We start from the raw sequence: 22228 nt of genomic DNA, 5'->3' as shown, positions 1-22228 counted from the left end.
GGCGCGTTGGTGCTGTCAACCGCTCGGGTCCGGAGGGGCGAGTAGTTCTTCGGGGTAGAAGTGGTGGTTGAGGGTGTCTTGGCCGGTGTTCATCAGGGGTGGTGGGTGCCAGTGGATGCGGCCGGTGTCGGGGTCGACGCTGGTGGTCCACCCGAGTCCGACGAGGCGGTTGTCGGGCCCGCAACTCAGTGCGAGGTCGGGGGCGTCGGTGTGTCCGCCGTGTTGCCAGTCGGCTTTGGCGTGGTGGACCTGGCAGTGGTCGGCCGGGGCGGTGCAGCCGGGGCGGGTGCAGCCTCGGTCGCGGTTGTAGAGCAGCAGGCGTTGTGCTTTGGTGGCCAATCGTTTGGTGCGGGCCATGTAGAGCGGTTCGGCGGTGTAGTGGTCGTAGATGATCAGGTAGTGGAAGCTGTGCGATGCCAACCTGATGAGGTCTTTCATCGGCAGTCGGATACCCGAACCGGTGACCGCGATGCCGGCGCCGGTTTCCAGCTCGGCCAAGGTCGTGGAGACCACCACGGTGACCGGCAGACCGCCATGCCGGCCGAGCCGTTTTGACATCAGCAGTTCGCGCAGTGCGACTTTGAGTGCGTCGTGGTTGCGCTGGGCCTGGGTTCGGGTGTCACGGTCGGCGGCGGCCTGCTGGTCTTGCCGGTCTTGCTGCTCGGGGCCCGTGTCGGCGCCGGAGATCTCCGGATCAACGACCTCGGACTCATCGGTGTCGGGGATGTCGAGTGGGTTGGGTGTGGGATTGTGGACCGGTTCTTGATCGCTGGGATTGTTGATGCCGGGCTGGCCCCATACGCCGGTGACCGTGGTCAGATACGACGCTGTCTCGGGGTCCAGCCAACCCTGCACATGCACCAACCCGTCGGCGTCTTGTTTGCCGATCCGCAGCCCGCGTAGGTGGGCCGCGACGTCGGGGCTGTCGCCGTCCTGGTTGAGCAGATACAGCAGTTTGTCGGCGGCCGCTTTCAGTGCTTCGGGCGTGTCTCGGGTGGCCGCGGCCACCAGATCCGATTCGATCTGTGCGAGTTCGGCTGTGCTGACGTAGTTCTCCGCCTTGGCCACGGTGTGGCCGATGATCGTGATGTGTTCGGTGCTGATCGATCCGGACCTCAGCGCGTGGGCGCAGGCGGGCAGCGCCGGCGCCAGCACCTCGCCGGTGAGGCTGTATCGCGGACCTAGGTCCTCAGCTGCTGCGACGCGGCGTGAGGCTTCCTTGCGGCTGATGCGCATCCGGGTGGCAAGAACATCGGTCCAGGATTTGCCGCCGATCTCATGCGGGCTGGTGCGGGCCATCAGCGCCGACTGGATGCGGTGATCGATCGTGGCCTCCTTGCGGGCCTGCTGCTCGCGTTCTGACTGGATGGCCAACAACTCCTCGGTGTCGAGTCCGCTGAAATCAACGTCGGCCAATGTCGAGGTTGCGGCGCGGTGGCCGGCCAGCGCGGTCTGCACTGCCTCGCGGGTGTGGGCCAAGCCGACGTTCATGTATCGAACACTAGTTCGATACACTGACAAGAAATCGCAGTTTGGGACCGGTGTGGCCACAGTGGCCAAAGTTTCGATCATCGCGATTCGTAAATCTCGTCGGCGTCGTGGTGGCGCTTGCCGTGATTGCGTGTCATCGCAGTCCGAAGCCCGTCCCGTAGCGCTGCCGAAGGTGGTCCGGGCAGTCACGGTGCATCTGCTGAGTTCCCGGCGCTCGCTGGCTGAGCCGCGTTTGCCCGGACAGCAAGATCCATGTCTCAAGAGGCAGTCGCGCTGATACTGGGCATCGTGCACACAAGTCAGCGCAGGAGGAACGACAATCCGCCGCCACGGACCGGGAACAGCGAAACCGAGGTTCTCCGTGGGTTTCTCGATTACCTCCGCACATCGATCGCCGGGAAGGTCGACGGTGTGCCTGAGCCAATGGCCCGGTCGTCTCCGGTGCCGTCGGGCACAACGCTGCTCGGGGTGCTGAATCACCTGACCAACGTCGAACGCTGGATCTTCCTGGGTGAGGACGTCACCGACTGGCCTGCGACGTTCGCGGTCGGACCGTCGGACACCGTCGCCGATGTGGTGGCCCGCTACCGCGACACCGTCGAGCGCGCCAACGAGGTGCTCGACGGCTGTACCGACCTCGCGGCGCCTGTTCCCCGGCCGCATGCCGGACGGCCCGCGCCCAGCGTCCGTTGGGCCCTCACCCACATGATCGAAGAGACCGGCCGCCACGCGGGTCACGCCGACATTCTGCGCGAACTGATCGACGGCGCGACCGGCCGCTGAGCACGCTTCGGGTCGACCCGCATTCAGGCAGCGTCGAAGTTCGTCGTTAACGCTGCTAACGACCGGGCGTCGGCCTAATCTCGATGCGTGCGACTCGCTTGGCCGCTGACGGGGCGGTTGGAGGAGACCCGGCTGATCGACACCGCGCTGGATTCCATCGAACTGTCCGGCATCGTGATCTACGGGACTGCCGGGGTCGGCAAGAGCCGTATCGCCCGCGAAGCACTTTCGACAGCGGGCGCCGATGGCCGTGAAACACGCTGGGCGGTGGGCACATCAGCGGCTCAGACCCTTCCGCTGGGGACGTTCGCGCGGTGGGTGGGAACATCGGACGCCGACAGCGCGGCGCTGGTGGGCCGGGTGCTCGACGGCCTGACCTCCTCGTCCGACGGCCGGCCGGTGCTGGTCTGCGTCGACGACGCGCACCTGCTCGATGGTCTGTCAGGTTTCGTGTTGCAGCAGATCGTGCAACGTCGGGCCGCCAAGCTCCTGCTGACCGTGCGTACCGGTATGCCGATCCCGGCCGAGGTGCTGGCGGCATGTGATCGCGGCCGGTTCGAGCGGCTGGACCTGCAGCCGCTGTCCCGCGACGAATCGACGCAGTTGCTGATCGCCGCGCTCGGTGGACCCCTCGATACCGAAGCGGCGCAACGGTTGTGGCGGCTCACCCGGGGCAATGTGCTCTACCTGCGCAACATCGTCGAACAGGAGGTCGCTCAGGGGCGGCTTGCCCGCCGGGATGGGTGCTGGCGGTGGAGCGGTGACCCGGTGATGCCGCCCGGCTTGGTCGAACTGATCGAGACGAGGATCGGTGCACTGCCGCCGGAGGTGGGCGAAGTCGTCGATGTCCTGGCGGTCGCCGAGCCGATCCAACTGGAACCGCTCACTGCGATCACCGGCGCAGATTCAGTCGCTTCGGCCGAGATGCGGGGTCTGATCACCATCGATTCCGCCGACGAAGAGGTCCGCGTGGCGCACCCGCTGTATGCGGAGGTGCGACGTAATCGGGCACCGGGTTCCCGCTTGCGGCGGCTGCGGGGATTGGTCGCCACCGCCCTCGCGGAGGGGGAGGACCACGATGGGATGCCGGTGGTGGTCCGGCGGGCCACGCTGTTGCTCGACTCGGATCTGGCGCCCGATCCCGAGTTGCTGACCCGCGCAGCACAGGGCGCGGTGTGGTTGTCCGATCTGGCCCTGGCCGACCGACTGGCGCAGGGGGCGATCGCGGCCGGTGCGGGCACCGAAGCGAATTTCATTCGCGCCCATGCCTTGTCGTGGCTCAGCCGAGGCGAGGAGTCGAACGCTGAGCTCGACGCCATCGACACCTCCGAGCTCACCGACGACGGGCGGGCCCGGTTGGCGTTCCTGCGGGCGTCGAACATGCTGTGGTCGTTGGCCGACCCGACCGGCGCCAAGCGGTACATCGATGATGCGGCCGCGGACATCCCGGCGGGGTCCCGTGCCGCCATCGACGCGTTCTACGCGGTGTATTGGGCCGCGATGGGCGATCCTGGACGGGCCGCGACAGCTTCCGACGGACTGGATCTGGACGCGCTGCCCGCCATCGTCGGCGCCGTGACCGCATGGGCGGTGGCCGCGTCGGGTGGCGATGCCGGCCGCGCCGACGAGGCCGTCACGGCGGCCCACGTCGGTTACCGCATTACGGACAGCTCCTTCGACGCCGCGCACACCAGGTTCGTCATCGCCGATGCCCACATCGGGACGCTGTTGCTGGCCGGGCGGATCCGTGAGGCGGGTGAGCAGGCCGAGCAGTTGAGCCGCCGAGCCGCCGAGCGACCCGGCGCGGCACAACTGTTCGGAGCCGCACTGGCCGGCCGAGTTGCCGCTGCAGCCGGTGCCCTGGGCGCCGCGGCCGAACAGTTGGATCCGGCGGTCGAGATGATGCGGGCGGCGGGCGAGGCGAACGGGTTCAGCTACCGCTTTCACCTGCCTCGGGTCACGGCGCTGGCCATCCGCGGTCTGGCCGATGACGCGGCCCTGGCCGAACTCGACGAATACCGTCATGCCAGTTGGCGCTATCTGTCCTACGAGTACACGCTGGTGCGGTCGTGGATGGCCGCGACCCAAGGTGCGGTCTCGGAGGCCATCGAGATCGCGCATGCCGCGGCCGACGCCGCCGGTGCCAACGGGCAACTGGCGCCCGAGGTGTGGTGCCTGCAGATCGCAGCGCAGTTCGGCGACCATTCGCGCACACATCGGCTCGAAGAATTGACCGGGCTGGTCGAAGGGCCGCGGGTCGGGGCGGCCGTAGCGCTGTCCCGTGCCCTTTCCTGTGACGATGGAGACGGGTTGATCACGGTCTCAAGTGAATTCGAGGCTTTCGGTGATCTGGTGGCCGCGGCCGACGCGGCGGGATTGGCCGCCGTGGCCTTTCGCCGCAAAGCCATGCGTGGTTCGGCGATGGCCTCGGCGGCCCGCGCTGCGGAGCTGGCGCAGGCCTGTGGTGGTGCGGAGACCCCGGCGGTGCTCGCCGCCGCGGGACGCCTGCCGTTGACCGACCGCGAACGGGAGATAGCGATGCTGGTCGGTGCCGGGCTGTCGAGTCGGGCGATCGCCGACCGGTTGCGTCTATCGGTGCGCACGGTCGAGGGGCACATCTATCGCGCCATGGCGAAAACCGGGGTGTCCACGCGGGCCGGGTTGATCGCGCTGCTACCGCGACGGCACCGCTGATTCGAGTATCGGGTTACTCGCTCCGGTCCGGCTGGACCGTCGCATCCTGGATCGCATGGCCGATGAGGGCGAGATACGCGAACAGGCGCTGCGGGCACTGCCATTGCCGTATTCGCTGGCGTTGCGCTTGCGCGATGCCGGGGTGCCCCGAGAAGTGGTGAGCGAATATCTCAGCGTCGAGGAATCTGCACTCGACGGTTTCTACCGCATCGCCGAGGCCAAACTGGCGGCTGCCCTGCCGGCCCAGGGCTAGAGTTCCAACGCCTGGTAGGTGCGCCGCACGAATCGGGGTTGTGCCGTCTGCAGTTTCGCCAGCGAGGTGTTGCCACTGATGGCGGCGGCATCGACGCCCAGATTCGGGTGGTTCTGGATCAGGTAGATCAGGATGAGATCTGCCGAGGGGTCGGCCTGCCACCAGGTGCCGTAGGCGCCGGGCCAACTGAAAGTGCCCAGCCCACCTGGGCCGAACAGCTGTCGTGATTTCGCCGGATCCGTCACGACTGACAGATTCAACCCGAACCCACGGCCGACCCAGAACGGTGCACCGAGGAACTGGTACTGCTTCTGTTCGGGGGTGAGCCGGTCGGTGCGCATCAACCGAACCGATTCTTCGGAGAGCACTCGTACGCCGTCGACTGAGCCGCCGCCCAACAACATTCGGGCGAACTTGAGGTAGTCGTCGGCAGTGGAGAACAACCCTGCGCCACCCGTGCAGAACGGGGGATCGGTGATCGGGGCCGGCCCCATCACATCGTGGGTCAGCTTGTTGTCGGCGGTCAGCTGGTACATCGTGGCCGCGCGTCGCCGTCCGGCCGCGTCGACCGAGAACCCGGTGTCGGCCATGCCCAGCGGCTCGAAGATCCGCTCGGCGAGGACTTTCGACAGTGGCTTGTCTTCGATGCGGGACAACGCGATGCCCAGCACGTCGGTGGAGTGGCTGTAGGTGAGGCGCTCTCCGGGTTGATGTGCCAGCGGCAGCGCAGCCACCTCCGCCAGCCAGCGGTCCTGATCTTGACGCAGCGACAGCTTGCCGTATGCCGAGGCCAGCGGGCCCAGGACCGAGAACACATACGCCAGCCCACTGCGGTGGGTCATCAGATCGTCGAAGGTGATGGGGCGTCGCGCGGGTTCGGTGCGGTCCAGCGGGCCACGCGCCTCGCGCAGCACGCGCATGTCGGCCAACTCTGGCAGCCATTTGGTCACCGGCTCGTCCAGCGCGAGCTTGCCCTCTTCGACCAGCGCCATCGCCGCGGCGACGGTGACCGGCTTCGTCATGGAGGCGATCCGGAAAATGGTGTCTCGCTGCATCGGTAACCCGGCGTCGACGTCGCGGTGGCCCAGGGTGTTGACCTGGAGCACTTCGCCCGCCTGCCACACCAGCGTGACCGCACCGGCCAACAGCCCGGCGTCGATCGCCTCACGTATGGACGTCTGATTGCCGTCGAGGTTCATCCCGCCCAGCCTATCCAGCGGAGGCTTTCGGGCCGGCGCTGCCTCCCGGTGTCATCCACGGCGCCAGCGGCGGCGTGCCCTGACCACACTCGACCAGTCCTGATACCCGAGCCGTCGGGCGACCTCGTAGTGCGGAATGGTGCGCTCGCGCAGGAGATTGTCGGCGACGCTGCGGCGTACCTCGTCGAGTACCGCGCGGTAGGCCGTGCCTTCACGTTCGAGGTGCCGGCGCAACGTCCGTGGCGCGTAGTGCAAATGCTGCGCAACGTCTTCCAACGTGAGATCGAGCGAGGACTGATCCAGCAGATGTGCCCGCACCTGGGCGGCGACGCCGGTGTGGTGCAGCCGTTCGGCGCGGATGCGGTCGCAGTGGGCGACCATCAGATCGGTGGTGTGCGCGTTCGCCATCGGTGGCACGAGGTCGAGATAACCGGCGTCATAGACGATTTCGTTGCGACGACATCCGAAGCTCACCGGGACGCGGAAGTAGTCTCGGTAGACATCGACGCCGGCCTCCACAGACGGTGCCGGGAAGGCGAACCGGACCTCGCGCAACGGTACCGCGTCGAATTCGGGGAAGGTGTCGCGCTGGATCTGCATCACCGCGGTCAGATCCCGTTCGATCACCAACCGTCGGATGCCCTCGGGCATGTCATCTGCTTCGAATGCCAGAACGTAATGGTCGTCGTCGATCCGGGCCGTCATCGTCGAGAAGGCGAAGGTCAGCATGGCGTAGTAGAGACCTCGGTGGACGGTGTCGCGCACACTCGCCGAGGCAGCCAGGAGATAGCCCAGATAGCCGTACGCGGTCAGGTGGTAATGGTTGCCCAACTGCACTCCCAGCCCGGGACGATTGCCGGTCAGGGCAGCCAGGTTGCGGATCACCGCGAGTTCCTGGCTGGCCTCCACGACGGTGTCGACGTCGGTCAGTGAGCTGACGTCGAGATGCGAACCGGCCAGCAACGAGTCGGCCGGGACGCCGTGCGCCGCTGCCCACTCGCACATGATCGCTACCGAAACAGCCGTACGCGGGTGGTCCCAGGGGTCGGTCATGGCCGCTATGACCCGGTTGGTCGACTGCAGCACTGGGGAGCCGGGCAGCGGCCCCTGAACTGCGGTTTCAGGGTGGGCGGACATCATGACGGTCAGTTTTGCCGACTTGCTCAGCCCGGTCAACGAGTCCCGAGCCCGCCGAAGTGGCCGGAAATGTTGAGTTGTGGCCGGGACGGTCCTGTCGAAGGGCAGGCGTCAGCCCTACGGTTTCCGCATAGTGATGCACATCTCAGTTCAACCGGAACTGTGGCCGTTGACACGCGAGGAGAGGCTCTGGTGAAAGTGAAGGCTGCCGTCGTCGAGGATATCGGCGCGCCCTGGACGATCTGTGAGGTCGACCTCGGGGACCCCACTGCCGGCGAGGTCCAGGTGAAACTGGCCGCATCGGGTCTGTGCCACTCCGATGCGCACGTCGTCGCGGGCAGCAGTCCGGTGCCGTTCATGCCGGTTCTCGGCGGGCACGAGGGGGCGGGCGTCATCACCAAGGTCGGGCCCGGGGTGACCGGCCTGGCCGAGGGCGATCACGTGGTCCTGGCGTTCATCCCGGCCTGCGGCACCTGCCCGTCGTGCGCCACCGGCTTGCAGAACCTCTGCGACGAGGGAGCCGGCCTGCTGACCGGACAGGCGGTTTCCGACAAGACGTATCGGGTGACCCGCGACGGCCAACCGGTCATCCAGATGTGCCTGCTCGGTACCTTCGCGCCGTACGTCACCGTGAGTCAGGCGTCAGTCGTCAAGATCGAGAAGGACATACCGCTGGAGGTGGCCGCCCTGCTGGGTTGCGGTGTCTCCACCGGGTGGGGCTCGGCGACCGAGATCGGTGACACCCGCCCGGGTGACACGGTCGTGGTGATCGGTATCGGCGGCGTCGGCATCAACGCCGTGCAAGGGGCCAAGTTCGCGGGTGCGCGCTTCGTCGTGGCGATAGACCCGGTCGAATTCAAGCGGAACAAGGCGCTTGAATTCGGTGCCACCCACACCTTCGCCTCCGTGGCGGACGCTGCGGCCGAACTGCCCGACCTCACGTGGGGAAAGCTGGCCCAGGTCTCGATCATCACCGTCGGTGAGATCAAGGGCGAACACATTCAGCAGGCGTTGAGCCTGACCGGCAAGGGCGGCCAGGTGATCGTCACCGGCATGGGCGATTTCACCCAGTCGACCGTCGACCTCAACCTGTTCGAGCTGACTTTGCTGCAGAAGCGGGTCCAAGGCGCGGTATTCGGCGGCGTCGGCCCCCGCAACCAGATCCCCAAGCTGCTCGATCTCTACCGCTCCGGGAATCTCAAGCTCGACGAGCTCGTCTCCACGCGGTATCGCCTGGAGGACATCAATCAAGGCTACCGGGACATGTTCGACGGCAAGAACCTTCGCGGTCTGGTCGTCTACTCAGACGCCGACTACTGAAACCGACAAGGGGGCAACAAATGCAGAACCAAGACTGCAATTACGTGAATGGCAAGTGGGCGGTTTCCAGCGGAACCACGCGTATACCCGTCATCAATCCGGCGAACGACGAAGTGATCGCCGAGGTGGTGGCGGGCACCGCAGCCGATGTCGACGCCGCCGTCGCTTCGGCCCGGGCCGCCTTCCCAGCATGGTCGGCGACGCCGCCCGGCGAACGGGCCGATTACCTCACCGCGATCGCCGGCAAGCTGGCCGAGCGCTCCGAGGACCTGGCCCGCACCATCTCTGCCGAAATGGGTTGTCCCATCTCGATTTCCCGGGCGATCCAGCTCGGGTTACCGCTCAACAGCTTCGCCGAGGCCGCCAACATCGTGCGCGGGTACGAGTTCGAGAGCGAGTACCGGGGCTCGACGATCGTGCGGGAGCCCTTCGGTGTGCTGGGCGCCATCACGCCCTGGAACTATCCGCTGCACCAGATCGCGCTGAAGGTGGCCTACGGTCTGGCCGCCGGGAACACCGTCGTCGTCAAGCCCAGCGAGGTCACGCCGCTGTGTGCGCTGGGTCTGGCCCAGATCATTGACGAGATCGGCCTTCCCCCAGGGGTGTTCAACCTGGTGTTCGGCACCGGTCCGGATGTCGGAGAGGCGATCGCCGGCCACGACGACGTCGACATCGTCAGTTTCACCGGGTCCACACGAGCCGGCCGGCGCGTGCAGGAGGTCGCTGCCCGCACCGTCAAGCGAGTCTCGCTCGAGCTCGGAGGCAAGAGCCCGAACATCGTCCTCGACGACGCCGACCTGGAAACGGTGGTACCCGCATCGGTCAAGACCATGATGCTCAACTCCGGGCAGACCTGTTCGGCACTGACCCGCATGATCGTGCCGCGCGCCAAGCTGGCCGAGGTGGAGGCACTCGCGAAGGCGACAGCTGACGCGTTGCCGGTGGGCGACCCCACCGACGAAGGGACCGCGCTGGGCCCGCTGTCGTCGCGGGCACAACAAGAGCGGGTGTTCGGCTACATCCGTACGGCGGTGGCCGAAGGAGCGCGTCTGGTCACCGGCGGGGACACCGAAACCGACGCGCCCGGTGCCTTCGTGCGGCCGACGGTGTTCTCCGATGTCACCGAGGACATGACGATCCACCGGGAGGAGGTCTTCGGGCCTGTTCTCGCGATCGAAGCCTACGACTCCGACGACGATGCAGTCCGGATCGCCAACGCCACGGATTACGGTCTGGCCGGGGCGGTCTGGTCTTCCTCAACCGAGCGGGCCGAGAAGGTCGCGCGCCGTATCCGGGCCGGCCAAGTGCAGGTCAATGCGGGCGCCTTCAACGCCAACGCACCCTTCGGCGGATACAAACAATCCGGAAACGGGCGCGAAGCCGGTGTGTACGGGCTCGAGGAATTCCTCGAGATCAAGTCGATTCAGCGGTGAGCTGAGGGCGGAAGGAGACCACATCATGCCGCTGGATCCGGTGACCCAGGCGCTGCTGGCACAACTTGCCGAGACGCGCGATCCACCGATGCACGAAGGCACGCCTGCGATGGCGCGGATGGCCGGACCGATCTTCGCCGGCATGAGCGGGCGCGGACCCGAGGTGGCCGCGGTGCACAACCGCAAACTCGAGGCGCAGGACGGCGGAACCTTCCGGATTCGCGTTCTGGTCCCCGAAGGCGAATCCCGTTCGGTGATCGTGTACTTCCACGGGGGCGGTTGGGTGATCGGGGACATCGATCTGCAGTACGACCATCTCGGGCGGCACCTGGCGAACCTCACCAGCTCCACTGTGGTCCTGGTGAACTATCGCAAGGCACCCGAGCATCGGTTCCCGACTGCATTGCAGGACAGTTGGGCCGGGTTGCTCTGGGCGGCAGCGCATTCCGCAGAATTCGCGGCGCCTGAGGTCCCGCTGATCGTGGCGGGGGACAGTGCCGGGGGCAACATCGCGGCGGTGATGGCGCGGTGGGCGCGCGACCGGCAAGGGCCGCGGATCGACTACCAGGCCCTGATCTACCCGGTCACCGACTGCGACTTCGATCGACCGTCGTACGTGGCGCCCGAAAATCAGCTGATGCTGAGCCGGGACACCATGATCTGGTTCTGGGGGCACTATCTTCCCGACCGCGCCGCGCGGACCGATCCGGACGCCTCCCCGTTGCGGGCGCCCAGCCTGGCGGGGTTGCCACCCGCGTTGGTCTATGTCGCCGAGTACGACCCCCTTCACGACGAGGGTGTCGCCTATGCCGGGGCATTGGCGGAGGCCGGGGTGAGCGTGACGCTCGAGGAGGCAGCGGGCCAGATGCACGGGTACTTCCAGATGGCCAACATCCTGCCCGGGTACCACACCGGAATCTCGTTGGTTGCCAATCACATCGGTGCGTTCATCGATACCCATCGACGCAATCGAAAGGCGGTCTGAGCGGTGGCCGACCATGATGTGGTCATCATCGGAGCCGGATTCGCCGGCCTCTACCAGCTCTACAAGTTGCGTGAACTCGGATTCGACACGCGCATCCTGGAGGCCGGCCCGGAGGTGGGCGGTACCTGGTACTGGAACCGCTATCCGGGCGCTCGTTGTGACATCGAATCGATTGAATACTCCTACTCGTCCGACCCCGATCTGCAGCAGTCGTGGAACTGGACCGAGCGCTACGCCGCTCAACCCGAATTGCTGGCCTACGCCAAGCATGTCGCCGACCGCTACCACCTCCGCCGCGATATCGACTTCGATACCCGGGTCGTCGCAATGGACTTCGATGACGCCACCACCGAGTGGACCGTCACCACCGAGTCCGGTGACCGTGTCACGGCGAACTTCGTGATCGCGGCGACCGGATGCCTGTCCAAACCGCTGGTGCCCTTGTTCGAGGGGCTCGACGACTTCGCCGGTGACGTGCTGTGGACGTGGGACTGGCCCACGCAAGGAGTGGATCTGACCGGCAAGCGGGTAGCCGTTGTGGGAACGGGTTCGTCTGGCGTACAGACGATTACCGCAATCGCACCGGTGGTCGCGGCGCTGACGGTGTTCCAGCGCACCCCGCCGTACGCGGTTCCCGCCCAGAACCGTCCGATCGACGATGAGTTGGCCGAGGTCAAACGACACTACCCGCAGTTCCGGGAGATCAGTCGGCTGACGCGGGGTGGCGCGCAGTGTGGCGAAGGCGCCGATCTGCCGCCGTTCTTCGGCGACCTTGACGGCGACGCCAGCCGTGCCGAGCTGTCCAGGCGCTGGGACGACGGTGGACTGTGCTTCCAGCAGTCGTTCTACGACCTGCTGCTCGATCCGGAAGCCAACGAGACCGCCGCCGAATACGTTCGCGACCGGATCCGGCGGAAGGTCAGCGATCCCGAGCTTGCCGAGAAGCTGACCCCGCGCAGTTACCCGATCGCCGCGAAGCGACTCTGCGTGGACACCGGGTACTACGAGGTCTACAACCAGGAGAACGTGACGCTGGTCGACCTCAACGAGCAACCGCTGCACCGGATCACCGCGCGCGGCATTCTCGCCGGGGACACCGAGCACGAATTCGATGTGATCGTGCTGGCCACCGGGTTCGACGCGATGACCGGCGCGTTGAACGCGATCGACATCCGTGCCGTCGACCGCCACGGCGTCACCCGCGGGCTGCGCGACAAGTGGGCCGACGGGCCGCGGACCTATCTGGGATTGATGTCGGCGGGTTTCCCGAACCTGTTCACCGTCACCGGGCCGCAGAGCCCATCGGTGCTGTCCAACATGCTCACCTCGATCGAGTACCACGTCGAGTGGATCAGCGCGGCGCTGCTGCACTTGCGCGAACAGGGGCTGCACCGCATGGAGGCGGCTCCCGACGCCGAGGACAACTGGGTCAACATCACCAACGACACGGCCGATCTGACTCTCCTGCCGCAAGCGGCGTCGTGGTACATGGGTGCCAACGTGCCGGGCAAGCGGCGGGTGTTCCTGCCTTTCGTCGCCGGCGTCGGCATCTACAAACAGATCGGTGACGGGGTGGCCGTCGCGGGCTATCACGGATTCGAGATGGCCTGATCCGTTGGGTGGGTGATACTTCTCTGGCGAAATTCACGGCGTGAGAAGAGACAGATGACCCAGCAGGAACAGGTCGCGGGCGAGCCGAGCCACGCGCCCAACCCCATGCGGCGCGTGGCGTTCGCCAGCTTCGTCGGCACGGCGATCGAGTTCTACGACTTCTACATCTACGGCACCGCCGCAGCCCTGATCTTTCCCCACGTGTTCTTCCCGAACATGGGTCCCACGATGGCGACCGTCTCCTCGCTCGGCACGTTCGCGGTCGCGTTCTTGTCCCGTCCGATCGGAGCCGCGGTGTTCGGGCACTTCGGAGATCGACTGGGACGCAAGAAAACCCTCATCGCGACGTTGTTGATCATGGGTCTGTCGACCGTCTGCGTCGGAATGGTGCCCAGCGCGGCGGCCATCGGCGTCGCCGCGCCGATCATCCTCCTGATCCTGCGGTTGCTGCAGGGCTTCGCCGTCGGTGGGGAATGGGCTGGATCGGCACTGCTGAGCGCCGAGTACGCGCCCGTCGGCAAGCGCGGCATGTACGGGATGTTCACCCAGCTCGGTGCCGGCGCCGGGCTTGCCGTGAGCAATCTCGTGGTCTTCATCGTCAGCCTGACCATCGGCGAGAAGAGCGCGGTCTTTCTGGAATGGGCCTGGCGGTTGCCGTTCCTGTTCAGTGCGGTACTGCTGGTCGTGGCGCTCTATGTTCGGCTGAGCATCGACGAGACGCCCGTCTTCGCCCGCGAGCAGGTGGCCGGTGGCGTGCCCAAGGCGCCGCTGAGTGAACTGTTCCGCACCCAGACCCGCCAGGTGGCGCTCGCCGCGGGCTGCATGGTGGGCATCTTCACGATGAGCTTCCTCGGCGGCACCTATCTGATGAGCTACGCCAGCACCCGCATCGGGCATCCGCGCAGCCTGATCCTCGGCGTGGGTGTGCTCGCCGGTGTCGCCTTGATGGCCTTCTCGGCGATCTCGGCCGTGTTGTGCGACCGGTACGGCAGGCGGCGTGTCATTCTCGCCGGCTTCGCACTCGCGTTGCCGTGGGCGTTCCTGGTGATGCCGATGATCGATACCGGATCGCCGGTGGCCTTCGCGTTGGCGATCGCCGGTATCTTCTGCATCTTCGGCCTGTCCTACGGACCCATCGGGTCCTTTCTGCCTGAGATCTTCGCCACCCGCTATCGCTACACCGGCGCGGGTCTGTCGTTCAATCTGGCCGGCATCGTCGGCGGGGCGGTTCCGCCGTTGGTCGCCGGAATTCTGGTGGCCACGCTGGGGAGCTGGGCCGTTGGGGCGATGATGGCGGTGTTCGTCGTTGTCAGCATCATCTCGACCGTGCTGCTGCCGGAGACAAAGGGAACCGAATTGGACGCCGTCGTGAGTGCCTCTGCGCGGTGACTGTGGCAGGCCGCAGGTTTGCGGCCTGCTAAGCTGCCTGGCAGTTCGACGTCCTTTAACGATCCGTCCAGAGAGGCGGAGAAGGAGGTCAGAGTCGCCTCATGGGCTCTTCAGGTACCGACCGGGAATTGTTGTCCGCGGCCGATGTCGGCCGCACCATCTCTCGGATCGCCCATCAGATCATCGAGAAGACCGCGCTGGACGATCCTGCCGAGCGCGAGCGGGTCGTCCTTCTGGGCATCCCGACCCGCGGTGTGACACTCGCCAAGCGCTTGGCCGCCAAGATCAACGAGTTCGCGGATGTGGCGTTGCCGGTCGGAGCGCTGGACATCACGCTCTACCGCGATGACCTCAACTTCAAGCCGCCGCGACCGCTGGCGGCCACGTCGATCCCGCCCGGCGGCATCGACGACGCGGTGGTGATCCTCGTCGACGATGTCCTGTACTCGGGACGCTCGGTCCGCTCGGCGCTGGACGCGCTGCGCGACATCGGCCGCCCGCGGGTGGTGCAACTGGCCGTGCTGGTCGACCGTGGGCATCGTGAGCTTCCGGTCCGCGCCGATTACGTCGGAAAGAACGTGCCGACCTCACGCACCGAAAGCGTTCATGTGCTCTTGTCCGAGGACGACGACCGTGACGGAGTGGTGATTTCGAAATGACGACACGTCATCTCCTGTCAGCTGCGGATCTCACCCGTGATGACGCGACGGCGATCCTCGACGATGCCGACCGGTTCCGCGAGGCGCTGCTGGGCCGCGAGGTCAAGAAGCTGCCCACGCTGCGCGGCCGCACCGTCATCACCATGTTCTACGAGAACTCCACCCGCACCCGGGTGTCGTTCGAGGTCGCGGGGAAGTGGATGAGCGCCGACGTGATCAACGTCAGCTCGTCGGGATCCTCGGTGGTCAAAGGGGAGTCGCTGCGCGACACGGCGCTGACCCTGCGCGCCGCCGGAGCCGATGCGCTCATCATCCGCCACCCCGCCTCGGGGGCGGCACAACAGCTCGCGGAGTGGACCGCCGAGGAGGGCGGCGCGGGCCCCAGCGTCATCAACGCCGGCGACGGTACCCATGAACACCCCACCCAGGCCCTGCTCGACGCCTTGACCATCCGGCAGCGACTCGGCTCCATCGAGGGCAAACGGGTGGTGATCGTCGGCGACGTGCTGCACAGCCGGGTAGCCAGGTCGAACGTCTCGCTGCTGGCCACCCTGGGCGCCGAGGTGGTGCTGGTGGCGCCCCCCACGCTGCTGCCCGTTGGGGTGTCGGGGTGGCCGGTCACGATTTCGCATGACCTGGATGCCGAGTTGCCCGCCGCCGATGCGGTGCTGATGCTGCGCGTTCAGGCCGAGCGGATGAACGGTGCGTTCTTCCCGTCCGCCCGCGAATACTCAGTGCGCTACGGGCTGTCGGAGAAGCGTCAGGCCATGCTGCCCGGCCATGCCGTGGTGCTGCATCCGGGGCCGATGCTACGCGGCATGGAGATCGCGTTCCCGGTGGCCGATTCCTCGCAATCAGCTGTTCTGCAACAGGTTTCAAATGGTGTCCACGTGCGGATGGCCGTGCTGTTCCATCTGCTCGTTGGCGCGGATCGGGAGGCGATCAGCGTATGACGAAACACAGCGCAGGCTCGAATCCGCCGATCCTGATCCGCGGCGTCCGTCTCTACGGTGAAGGCGACGCGCTCGACGTGTTGATCGCCGACGGGCAGATCGCCGAGATCGGTTCTGACCTCACGGCTCCCGAGGGTGCCGAGGTGATCGACGCCACTGGCCAGGTGCTGCTGCCAGGCTTCGTCGACCTGCACACCCACCTGCGCGAGCCGGGCCGTGAATATGCCGAGGACATCGAAACCGGTTCGGCGGCAGCGGCTCTGGGTGGATACACCGCGGTGTTCGCGATGGCCAACACCGACCCGGTCGCCGACTCCGCGGTGGTCACCGACCACGTGTGGAACCGCGGTCAGCAGGTCGGCCTGGTGGACGTGCATCCGGTCGGCGCGGTGACCGTGGGCCTGGAAGGCAAGCAGCTCACCGAGATGGGCCTGATGGCAGACAGCGTCGGCCAGGTCCGGATGTTCTCCGACGACGGCCTGTGCGTGCACGATCCGCTGGTCATGCGACGGGCGCTGGAGTACGCCACCGGCCTCGGGGTTCTCATCGCCCAGCACGCCGAAGAACCGCGGCTGACCGTCGGCGCCGTCGCCCATGAGGGACCCAACGCGGCTCAGCTCGGACTCGCGGGCTGGCCTCGCTCGGCCGAGGAATCGATCGTCGCTCGTGACGCGATCCTGGCCCGCGATGCCGGCGCCCGGGTGCACATCTGCCACGCCTCCACTGCCGGCACCGTGGAATTGCTCAAATGGGCCAAGGCGCAGGGTATCTCGATCACCGCCGAGGTGACCCCGCACCACCTGCTGCTCGACGATGGCAGGCTGGCCAGCTACGACGGGCGCAACCGCGTCAATCCGCCGTTGCGGGAAGCCAGTGACGCCCAAGCGCTGCGTCAGGCGTTGGCCGACGGAGTCATCGACTGTGTCGCCACCGACCACGCGCCGCACGCCGAGCACGAGAAGTGCTGTGAATTCTCGGTTGCCCGGCCGGGCATGCTCGGTCTGCAAACCGCGCTGTCGGTGGTGGCCGAAACCATGGTGCGCCCCGGCCTGCTGACCTGGCGCGGTGTTGCCAAGGTGATGAGCGAGGCGCCCGCGGCCATCGTCGGCCTGCCAGATCAGGGCCGGCCGCTGGAAGTGGGGGAGCCGGCCAATCTCACGGTGATCGATCCCGACGCGACCTGGACGGTCGAAGGCGATGCGCTGGCCAGTCGGTCGGACAACACGCCGTTCGAATCGATGACGCTGCCGGCGGCGGTCACCGTGACGTTGTTGCGGGGCCGGATCACCGCGCTCGACGGTAAGGCGGCTGCGGCCAGGCCCTGGGGTTCGGCACCGTGAACACTCCCACGCTGATCGCGTCGCTGGTGCTGGCGGCACTACTGGCCGTGCTGATCGCGTTCCTGATCCGCCAGATGATGCGCGGCTGGTTGCATCGTGCGCAGCGGCAGGCCGAGCTGATCGGCACCCTGCCGCCGCTGCCCGACACCGTCAGTGCAGCGAGCATCCCTCCCATGAAGGGCATGTATGTCGGCAGCACGGTGGTTCCGCACTGGAACGACAAGGTGGCCGCCGGGGATCTGGGGTTTCGGACCAAAGCGGTGCTCACCCGCTATCCCGAGGGAATCATGATGCAACGCAGCGGTGCCGGGCCGATCTGGATTCCGGCCGGGTCGGTCACCGCGATCCGGACCGAACGAGGAATCGCCGGCAAGGCACTGACTTACGACGGAATTCTGGCCATCAGGTGGCGGCTGCCCTCGGGCACCGAGATCGACACCGGATTCCGCGCTGACAATCGCGCAGAGTACGACCGCTGGCTGGAGGAAGAAAAATGACTAACAACACGAAAAACAAGGCGGTTCTGGTACTCGAGGACGGGCGCGTTTTCACCGGCACCACATTCGGTGCGGTCGGCCAGACCCTCGGTGAGGCAGTGTTCTCCACCGGCATGTCCGGCTATCAGGAAACCCTGACCGATCCCAGCTACCACGGTCAGATCGTGGTCGCCACGGCGCCGCAGATCGGTAACACCGGCTGGAACGCCGAGGACGGCGAAAGCCGCGACGACAAGATCTGGGTGGCCGGCTATGCCGTGCGCGACCCGTCGCCGCGCGCGTCGAACTGGCGTGCCAGCGGAACCCTCGACGACGAATTGGCGCGGCAGGGCATCGTGGGCATCGCCGGAATCGACACCCGGGCCGTGGTGCGCCACCTGCGTACCCGCGGGTCGATGAAGGCCGGGGTGTTCTCCGGAGAAGCATTGGCGTCGACAGACGAGTTGGTGGCCCGGGTGCTCGACCAGCCCTCGATGCTGGGCGCGGATCTGGCGGGTGAGGTCAGTACTGCAGGCTCCTACATCGTGGAACCCCAAGGTGATCACCGGTTCACGGTCGCGGCGGTGGACCTGGGGATCAAGACCAACACCCCGCGCAACTTCGCCCGGCGCGGGATCCGCAGCCACGTGCTGCCGTCGTCGGCGACCTTCGACCAGATCGCCGACCTGAAACCCGACGGGGTGTTCCTGTCCAACGGTCCCGGCGATCCGGCCACCGCAGACCACATCGTCGCGGTGACCCGGGAAGTGCTCGGTGCGGGAATCCCGTTGTTCGGCATCTGTTTCGGCAATCAGATCCTCGGGCGGGCGCTGGGCCGGTCCACCTACAAGATGGTGTTCGGCCACCGCGGTATCAACATCCCGGTGATCGACCACGTCACCGGCCGGGTGGCGATCACCGCGCAGAACCACGGCTTCGCCCTGGAGGGCGAGGCGGGGGAGCGGTTCGACACTCCGTTCGGCACAGCCGAGGTCAGTCACACCTGCGCCAATGACGGTGTGGTGGAAGGGATTCGGTTGGCCGACGGCCGTGCGTTCTCAGTCCAGTACCACCCGGAGGCCGCGGCCGGACCACACGACGCGGAATACCTGTTCGACCAGTTCGTCGACCTGATGGCAGGAGAGAAGTAGATGCCACGTCGCTCTGACCTCAACCATGTCCTGGTGATCGGATCCGGCCCGATCGTCATCGGCCAGGCCTGCGAATTCGACTACTCGGGCACCCAGGCCTGCCGGGTGCTGCGTTCCGAGGGCATCCAGGTCAGCCTGGTCAACTCGAACCCGGCGACGATCATGACCGATCCCGAGTATGCCGACAACACCTACGTCGAGCCGATCACCTGGGAGTTCGTCGAGAAGGTCATCGTCCAGCAGGCCGAGCGCGGCAACAAGATCGACGCCGTGCTGGCCACCCTGGGCGGCCAGACCGCGCTGAACACCGCGGTGGCCCTGCACGACAACGGTGTGCTGGAGAAGTACGGGGTCGAGCTCATCGGCGCCGACTTCGAGGCCATCCAGCGTGGCGAGGACCGACAGAAGTTCAAGGACATCGTCGCGAAGGTGGGCGGTGAATCCGCCCGCAGCCGCGTGTGTTTCACCATGGACGAGGTCCGTGAGACCGTCGCCGACCTGGGCCTGCCCGTGGTGGTTCGCCCGTCGTTCACCATGGGCGGGCTGGGTTCGGGCATGGCCTACTCGACCGAGGACGTCGAGCGGATGGCCGGTGACGGACTGGCCGCGTCGCCGTCGGCGAACGTCCTCATCGAGGAATCCATCTACGGCTGGAAGGAATACGAGCTCGAGCTGATGCGCGACGGCCGCGACAACGTCGTGGTGGTGTGCTCGATCGAGAACGTCGACCCGATGGGCGTGCACACCGGTGATTCGGTGACCGTGGCGCCGGCGATGACCCTGACCGACCGCGAATATCAGAAGATGCGTGATCTGGGGATCGCGATCCTGCGCGAGGTGGGGGTGGACACCGGCGGCTGCAACATCCAGTTCGCGATCGACCCGCGCGACGGCCGGCTGATCGTCATCGAGATGAACCCGCGCGTGTCACGGTCCTCGGCGCTGGCGTCGAAGGCCACGGGCTTCCCGATCGCCAAGATCGCGGCCAAGCTGGCCATCGGCTACACGCTCGACGAGATCCTCAACGACATCACCAAGGAAACCCCGGCCTGCTTCGAGCCCACGCTCGACTACGTGGTGGTCAAAGCCCCCCGGTTCGCATTCGAGAAGTTCCCGGGTGCCGATGCCACGCTGACCACCACGATGAAGTCGGTCGGTGAGGCGATGTCGTTGGGCCGCAACTTCATCGAGGCCCTCGGCAAGGTGATGCGCTCGCTGGAGACCACCCGGGCCGGGTTCTGGACGGGACCGGACCCGGACGTGACGGTCGAGCAGTTGCTCACCGGCCTGCGCACGCCGGTGGACGGCCGGCTCTACGACATCGAGCACGCGTTGCGTCTGGGTGCCAGTGTCGAGCAGGTGGCCGAGGCCTCCGGCGTGGACCCTTGGTTCGTCGAGCAGATCGCCGGCCTGGTGGCACTGCGCGTCGAGCTGCTGGAAGCGCCGGTCCTTGATGCCGAGCTGCTGCGGCGGGCCAAGCACAGCGGGCTCTCTGATCGCCAGATCGCCGCGCTGCGACCGGAATTGGCCGGTGAGTCTGGCGTGCACGCGCTGCGCCGCCGGCTCGGTGTCCACCCGGTGTACAAGACCGTCGACACCTGCGCCGCCGAGTTCGACGCCAAGACGCCGTACCACTACAGCAGCTACGAGCTCGATCCCGCCGCCGAGACCGAGGTGGCCCCGCAGACCGAGAAGCCGAAGGTGCTGATCCTGGGGTCGGGGCCGAACCGCATCGGGCAGGGCATCGAATTCGACTACAGCTGTGTGCATGCCGCGACGACACTGAGTGCGGTCGGGTTCGAAACCGTGATGGTCAATTGCAACCCCGAGACGGTGTCGACCGACTACGACACCGCCGACCGGTTGTACTTCGAGCCCCTCACCTTCGAGGACGTGCTGGAGGTCTACTACGCCGAGAACGCCTCGGGCAAGGGTGAGGACGGGACCGGGCCAGGCGTCGTCGGAGTGATCGTTCAGCTCGGCGGCCAGACCCCGCTGGGCCTGGCCAAGCGCCTCGAAGACGCCGGGGTCCCGATCGTGGGCACCGGTCCCGATGCCATCGACCTCGCTGAGGACCGTGGGCTTTTCGGGGAGGTTCTGGTCAGCGCCGGTCTGCCCGCGCCGCGGTTCGGCACCGCCACCAGCTTCGAGCAGGCCCGGCGGATCGCCTCCGACATCGGCTACCCCGTGCTGGTTCGCCCCTCGTACGTGTTGGGCGGTCGCGGCATGGAAATCGTCTACGACGAAGCGACCCTGGAGGGCTACATCGCCCGCGCCACCCAGCTGTCCCCGGAACACCCGGTGCTGGTCGACCGGTTCCTCGAAGACGCGATCGAGATCGACGTCGACGCGCTGAGCGACGGCAACGAGGTGTACATCGGCGGCATCATGGAGCACATCGAGGAGGCCGGTATCCACTCCGGCGATTCCGCGTGCGCGTTGCCCCCGGTGACCTTGGGCCGCAGCGACATCGAAGCGGTGCGTCGCGCCACCGAGTCCATCGCCCGTGGCATCGGTGTGGTCGGCTTGCTCAACGTCCAGTACGCGCTCAAGGACGACGTGCTCTATGTGCTGGAAGCCAACCCGCGCGCCAGCCGTACGGTGCCGTTCGTCTCCAAGGCCACCGCGGTGCCGCTGGCCAAGGCCTGTGCCCGGGTGATGCTGGGCGCCACCATCGCCGAGTTGCGCACGGAAGGCCTGCTGAACAAGGACGGCGACGGGGCCACCATCGCCCGCAACGCTCCGGTGGCGGTCAAGGAAGCCGTTCTGCCGTTCCACCGCTTCCGCCGGGCCGACGGTGCCCAGGTGGACTCGCTGCTGGGACCGGAGATGAAGTCCACCGGCGAGGTGATGGGCATCGACCACGACTTCGGCACGGCGTTCGCCAAGAGCCAGACCGCGGCCTACGGTTCGCTGCCGGCCGAGGGCGCCGTCTTCGTGTCGGTGGCCAACCGTGACAAGCGCTCGCTGGTATTCCCGGTCAAGCGCCTGGCCGATCTCGGATTCCGGGTGCTGGCCACCGAAGGTACCGCAGAGATGTTGCGCCGCAACGGAATTCCCTGTGACGAGGTGCGCAAGCACTCAGAGCAACCCAGTGGAGACGGCGACCGGCCCTCGGCGGTCGAGGTCATCAAGGCCGGCGAGGTCGACATGGTGATCAACACGCCCTATGGAAATTCCGGGCCGCGTGTCGACGGCTACGAGATTCGTTCGGCCGCAGTGTCGATGAACATCCCCTGTGTGACCACGGTGCAGGGCGCCTCCGCGGCGGTGCAGGGCATCGAGGCACGGATCCGCGGTGACATCGGCGTGATGTCACTGCAGGAACTGCACAGCGAACTGGAATCGCGCTGA

Annotated in this window: 17 protein-coding genes; 14 read left to right on the top strand and 3 right to left on the bottom strand. The window is 66.7% G+C overall.

Going from position 1 to position 22228, the window contains the following annotated elements:
* Positions 1–15: 15 nt before the first annotated feature.
* Positions 16–1491: an HNH endonuclease signature motif containing protein gene (locus tag E0T84_RS23710; RefSeq protein ID WP_171055150.1), complete on the bottom strand. Its 1476-nt coding sequence runs from the start codon at positions 1489–1491 to the stop codon at positions 16–18.
* 252 nt (positions 1492–1743) lie between these two features.
* On the opposite strand from E0T84_RS23710, the gene E0T84_RS23705 reads away from it, so the two are divergent.
* The 3 genes from E0T84_RS23705 (at position 1744) to E0T84_RS23695 (ending at position 5221) form a co-directional block, all read left to right on the top strand.
* Entirely contained in the window at positions 1744–2274 is a 531-nt protein-coding gene (locus tag E0T84_RS23705) for a DinB family protein (protein ID WP_138745717.1), read from the top strand.
* 87 nt (positions 2275–2361) lie between these two features.
* Positions 2362–4968, top strand: a complete 2607-nt coding sequence (locus E0T84_RS23700; RefSeq protein WP_138745716.1) for a LuxR family transcriptional regulator — start codon at positions 2362–2364, stop codon at positions 4966–4968.
* Between the two features lie 55 nt (positions 4969–5023).
* Positions 5024–5221, top strand: a complete 198-nt coding sequence (locus E0T84_RS23695; RefSeq protein ID WP_070187440.1) for a hypothetical protein — start codon at positions 5024–5026, stop codon at positions 5219–5221.
* Here E0T84_RS23695 and E0T84_RS23690 read toward each other — a convergent pair.
* Entirely contained in the window at positions 5218–6420 is a 1203-nt protein-coding gene (locus tag E0T84_RS23690; RefSeq protein WP_138745715.1) for a serine hydrolase, read from the bottom strand. The two genes, E0T84_RS23695 and E0T84_RS23690, sit on opposite strands and share 4 nt — an antisense overlap.
* 51 nt (positions 6421–6471) lie before the next feature.
* On the bottom strand, positions 6472–7560 hold the full coding sequence (locus E0T84_RS23685) for an AraC family transcriptional regulator (protein ID WP_070187438.1): 1089 nt from the start codon (positions 7558–7560) through the stop codon (positions 6472–6474).
* A gap of 189 nt (positions 7561–7749) precedes the next feature.
* On the opposite strand from E0T84_RS23685, the gene E0T84_RS23680 reads away from it, so the two are divergent.
* The 11 genes from E0T84_RS23680 (at position 7750) to carB (ending at position 22228) form a co-directional block, all read left to right on the top strand.
* Entirely contained in the window at positions 7750–8877 is a 1128-nt protein-coding gene (locus tag E0T84_RS23680) for an NDMA-dependent alcohol dehydrogenase (protein ID WP_138745714.1), read from the top strand.
* 20 nt (positions 8878–8897) lie between these two features.
* Complete coding sequence (locus tag E0T84_RS23675; RefSeq protein WP_070943644.1) at positions 8898–10310, top strand: aldehyde dehydrogenase family protein; 1413 nt, start codon at positions 8898–8900, stop codon at positions 10308–10310.
* A 25-nt stretch (positions 10311–10335) separates the two neighbouring features.
* Entirely contained in the window at positions 10336–11295 is a 960-nt protein-coding gene (locus tag E0T84_RS23670) for an alpha/beta hydrolase (RefSeq protein WP_138745713.1), read from the top strand.
* Between the two features lie 3 nt (positions 11296–11298).
* Positions 11299–12906 (top strand): NAD(P)/FAD-dependent oxidoreductase, encoded by a 1608-nt coding sequence (locus tag E0T84_RS23665; RefSeq protein ID WP_138745712.1) that lies wholly within the window; start codon positions 11299–11301, stop codon positions 12904–12906.
* A gap of 54 nt (positions 12907–12960) precedes the next feature.
* Entirely contained in the window at positions 12961–14295 is a 1335-nt protein-coding gene (locus tag E0T84_RS23660) for an MFS transporter (RefSeq protein ID WP_138745711.1), read from the top strand.
* A 101-nt stretch (positions 14296–14396) separates the two neighbouring features.
* Complete coding sequence (gene pyrR / locus E0T84_RS23655) at positions 14397–14954, top strand: bifunctional pyr operon transcriptional regulator/uracil phosphoribosyltransferase PyrR (protein WP_070187432.1); 558 nt, start codon at positions 14397–14399, stop codon at positions 14952–14954.
* A complete protein-coding gene (locus tag E0T84_RS23650) occupies positions 14951–15907 on the top strand; it encodes an aspartate carbamoyltransferase catalytic subunit (protein ID WP_070187431.1) in 957 nt (318 codons plus the stop codon). The genes pyrR and E0T84_RS23650 overlap by 4 nt, the downstream gene beginning before the upstream one ends.
* A complete protein-coding gene (locus tag E0T84_RS23645) occupies positions 15904–17247 on the top strand; it encodes a dihydroorotase (protein ID WP_138745710.1) in 1344 nt (447 codons plus the stop codon). The genes E0T84_RS23650 and E0T84_RS23645 overlap by 4 nt, the downstream gene beginning before the upstream one ends.
* On the top strand, positions 17244–17744 hold the full coding sequence (locus E0T84_RS23640; protein ID WP_070943649.1) for a transporter: 501 nt from the start codon (positions 17244–17246) through the stop codon (positions 17742–17744). Before E0T84_RS23645 ends, E0T84_RS23640 begins: the two co-directional genes overlap by 4 nt.
* Positions 17741–18874, top strand: coding sequence for a glutamine-hydrolyzing carbamoyl-phosphate synthase small subunit (carA, locus tag E0T84_RS23635; protein ID WP_070943650.1), 1134 nt, complete (start codon positions 17741–17743; stop codon positions 18872–18874). Before E0T84_RS23640 ends, carA begins: the two co-directional genes overlap by 4 nt.
* Positions 18875–22228, top strand: a complete 3354-nt coding sequence (carB, locus tag E0T84_RS23630) for a carbamoyl-phosphate synthase large subunit (RefSeq protein WP_070943651.1) — start codon at positions 18875–18877, stop codon at positions 22226–22228.

Source organism: Mycobacterium sp. DBP42 (assembly GCF_005924235.1).
GTDB lineage: Bacteria > Actinomycetota > Actinomycetes > Mycobacteriales > Mycobacteriaceae > Mycobacterium > Mycobacterium syngnathidarum.
Note: the sequence above shows the minus strand (reverse complement) of the source record. Positions and strands in the feature narration are given on the sequence as shown.

Excerpts from the sequence above, each read along its gene's own strand:
- carA (WP_070943650.1), top strand. The coding sequence starts at position 17,741 with ATGACTAACAACACGAAAAACAAGGCGGTTCTGGTACTCGAGGACGGG.
- E0T84_RS23685 (WP_070187438.1), bottom strand. The coding sequence starts at position 7,560 with ATGATGTCCGCCCACCCTGAAACCGCAGTTCAGGGGCCGCTGCCCGGC.
- E0T84_RS23690 (WP_138745715.1), bottom strand. The coding sequence starts at position 6,420 with ATGAACCTCGACGGCAATCAGACGTCCATACGTGAGGCGATCGACGCC.
- E0T84_RS23705 (WP_138745717.1), top strand. The coding sequence starts at position 1,744 with ATGTCTCAAGAGGCAGTCGCGCTGATACTGGGCATCGTGCACACAAGT.
- E0T84_RS23660 (WP_138745711.1), top strand. The coding sequence starts at position 12,961 with ATGACCCAGCAGGAACAGGTCGCGGGCGAGCCGAGCCACGCGCCCAAC.
- E0T84_RS23670 (WP_138745713.1), top strand. The coding sequence starts at position 10,336 with ATGCCGCTGGATCCGGTGACCCAGGCGCTGCTGGCACAACTTGCCGAG.
- pyrR (WP_070187432.1), top strand. The coding sequence starts at position 14,397 with ATGGGCTCTTCAGGTACCGACCGGGAATTGTTGTCCGCGGCCGATGTC.
- carB (WP_070943651.1), top strand. The coding sequence starts at position 18,875 with ATGCCACGTCGCTCTGACCTCAACCATGTCCTGGTGATCGGATCCGGC.
- E0T84_RS23650 (WP_070187431.1), top strand. The coding sequence starts at position 14,951 with ATGACGACACGTCATCTCCTGTCAGCTGCGGATCTCACCCGTGATGAC.
- E0T84_RS23645 (WP_138745710.1), top strand. The coding sequence starts at position 15,904 with ATGACGAAACACAGCGCAGGCTCGAATCCGCCGATCCTGATCCGCGGC.
- E0T84_RS23710 (WP_171055150.1), bottom strand. The coding sequence starts at position 1,491 with ATGAACGTCGGCTTGGCCCACACCCGCGAGGCAGTGCAGACCGCGCTG.
- E0T84_RS23675 (WP_070943644.1), top strand. The coding sequence starts at position 8,898 with ATGCAGAACCAAGACTGCAATTACGTGAATGGCAAGTGGGCGGTTTCC.
- E0T84_RS23695 (WP_070187440.1), top strand. The coding sequence starts at position 5,024 with ATGGCCGATGAGGGCGAGATACGCGAACAGGCGCTGCGGGCACTGCCA.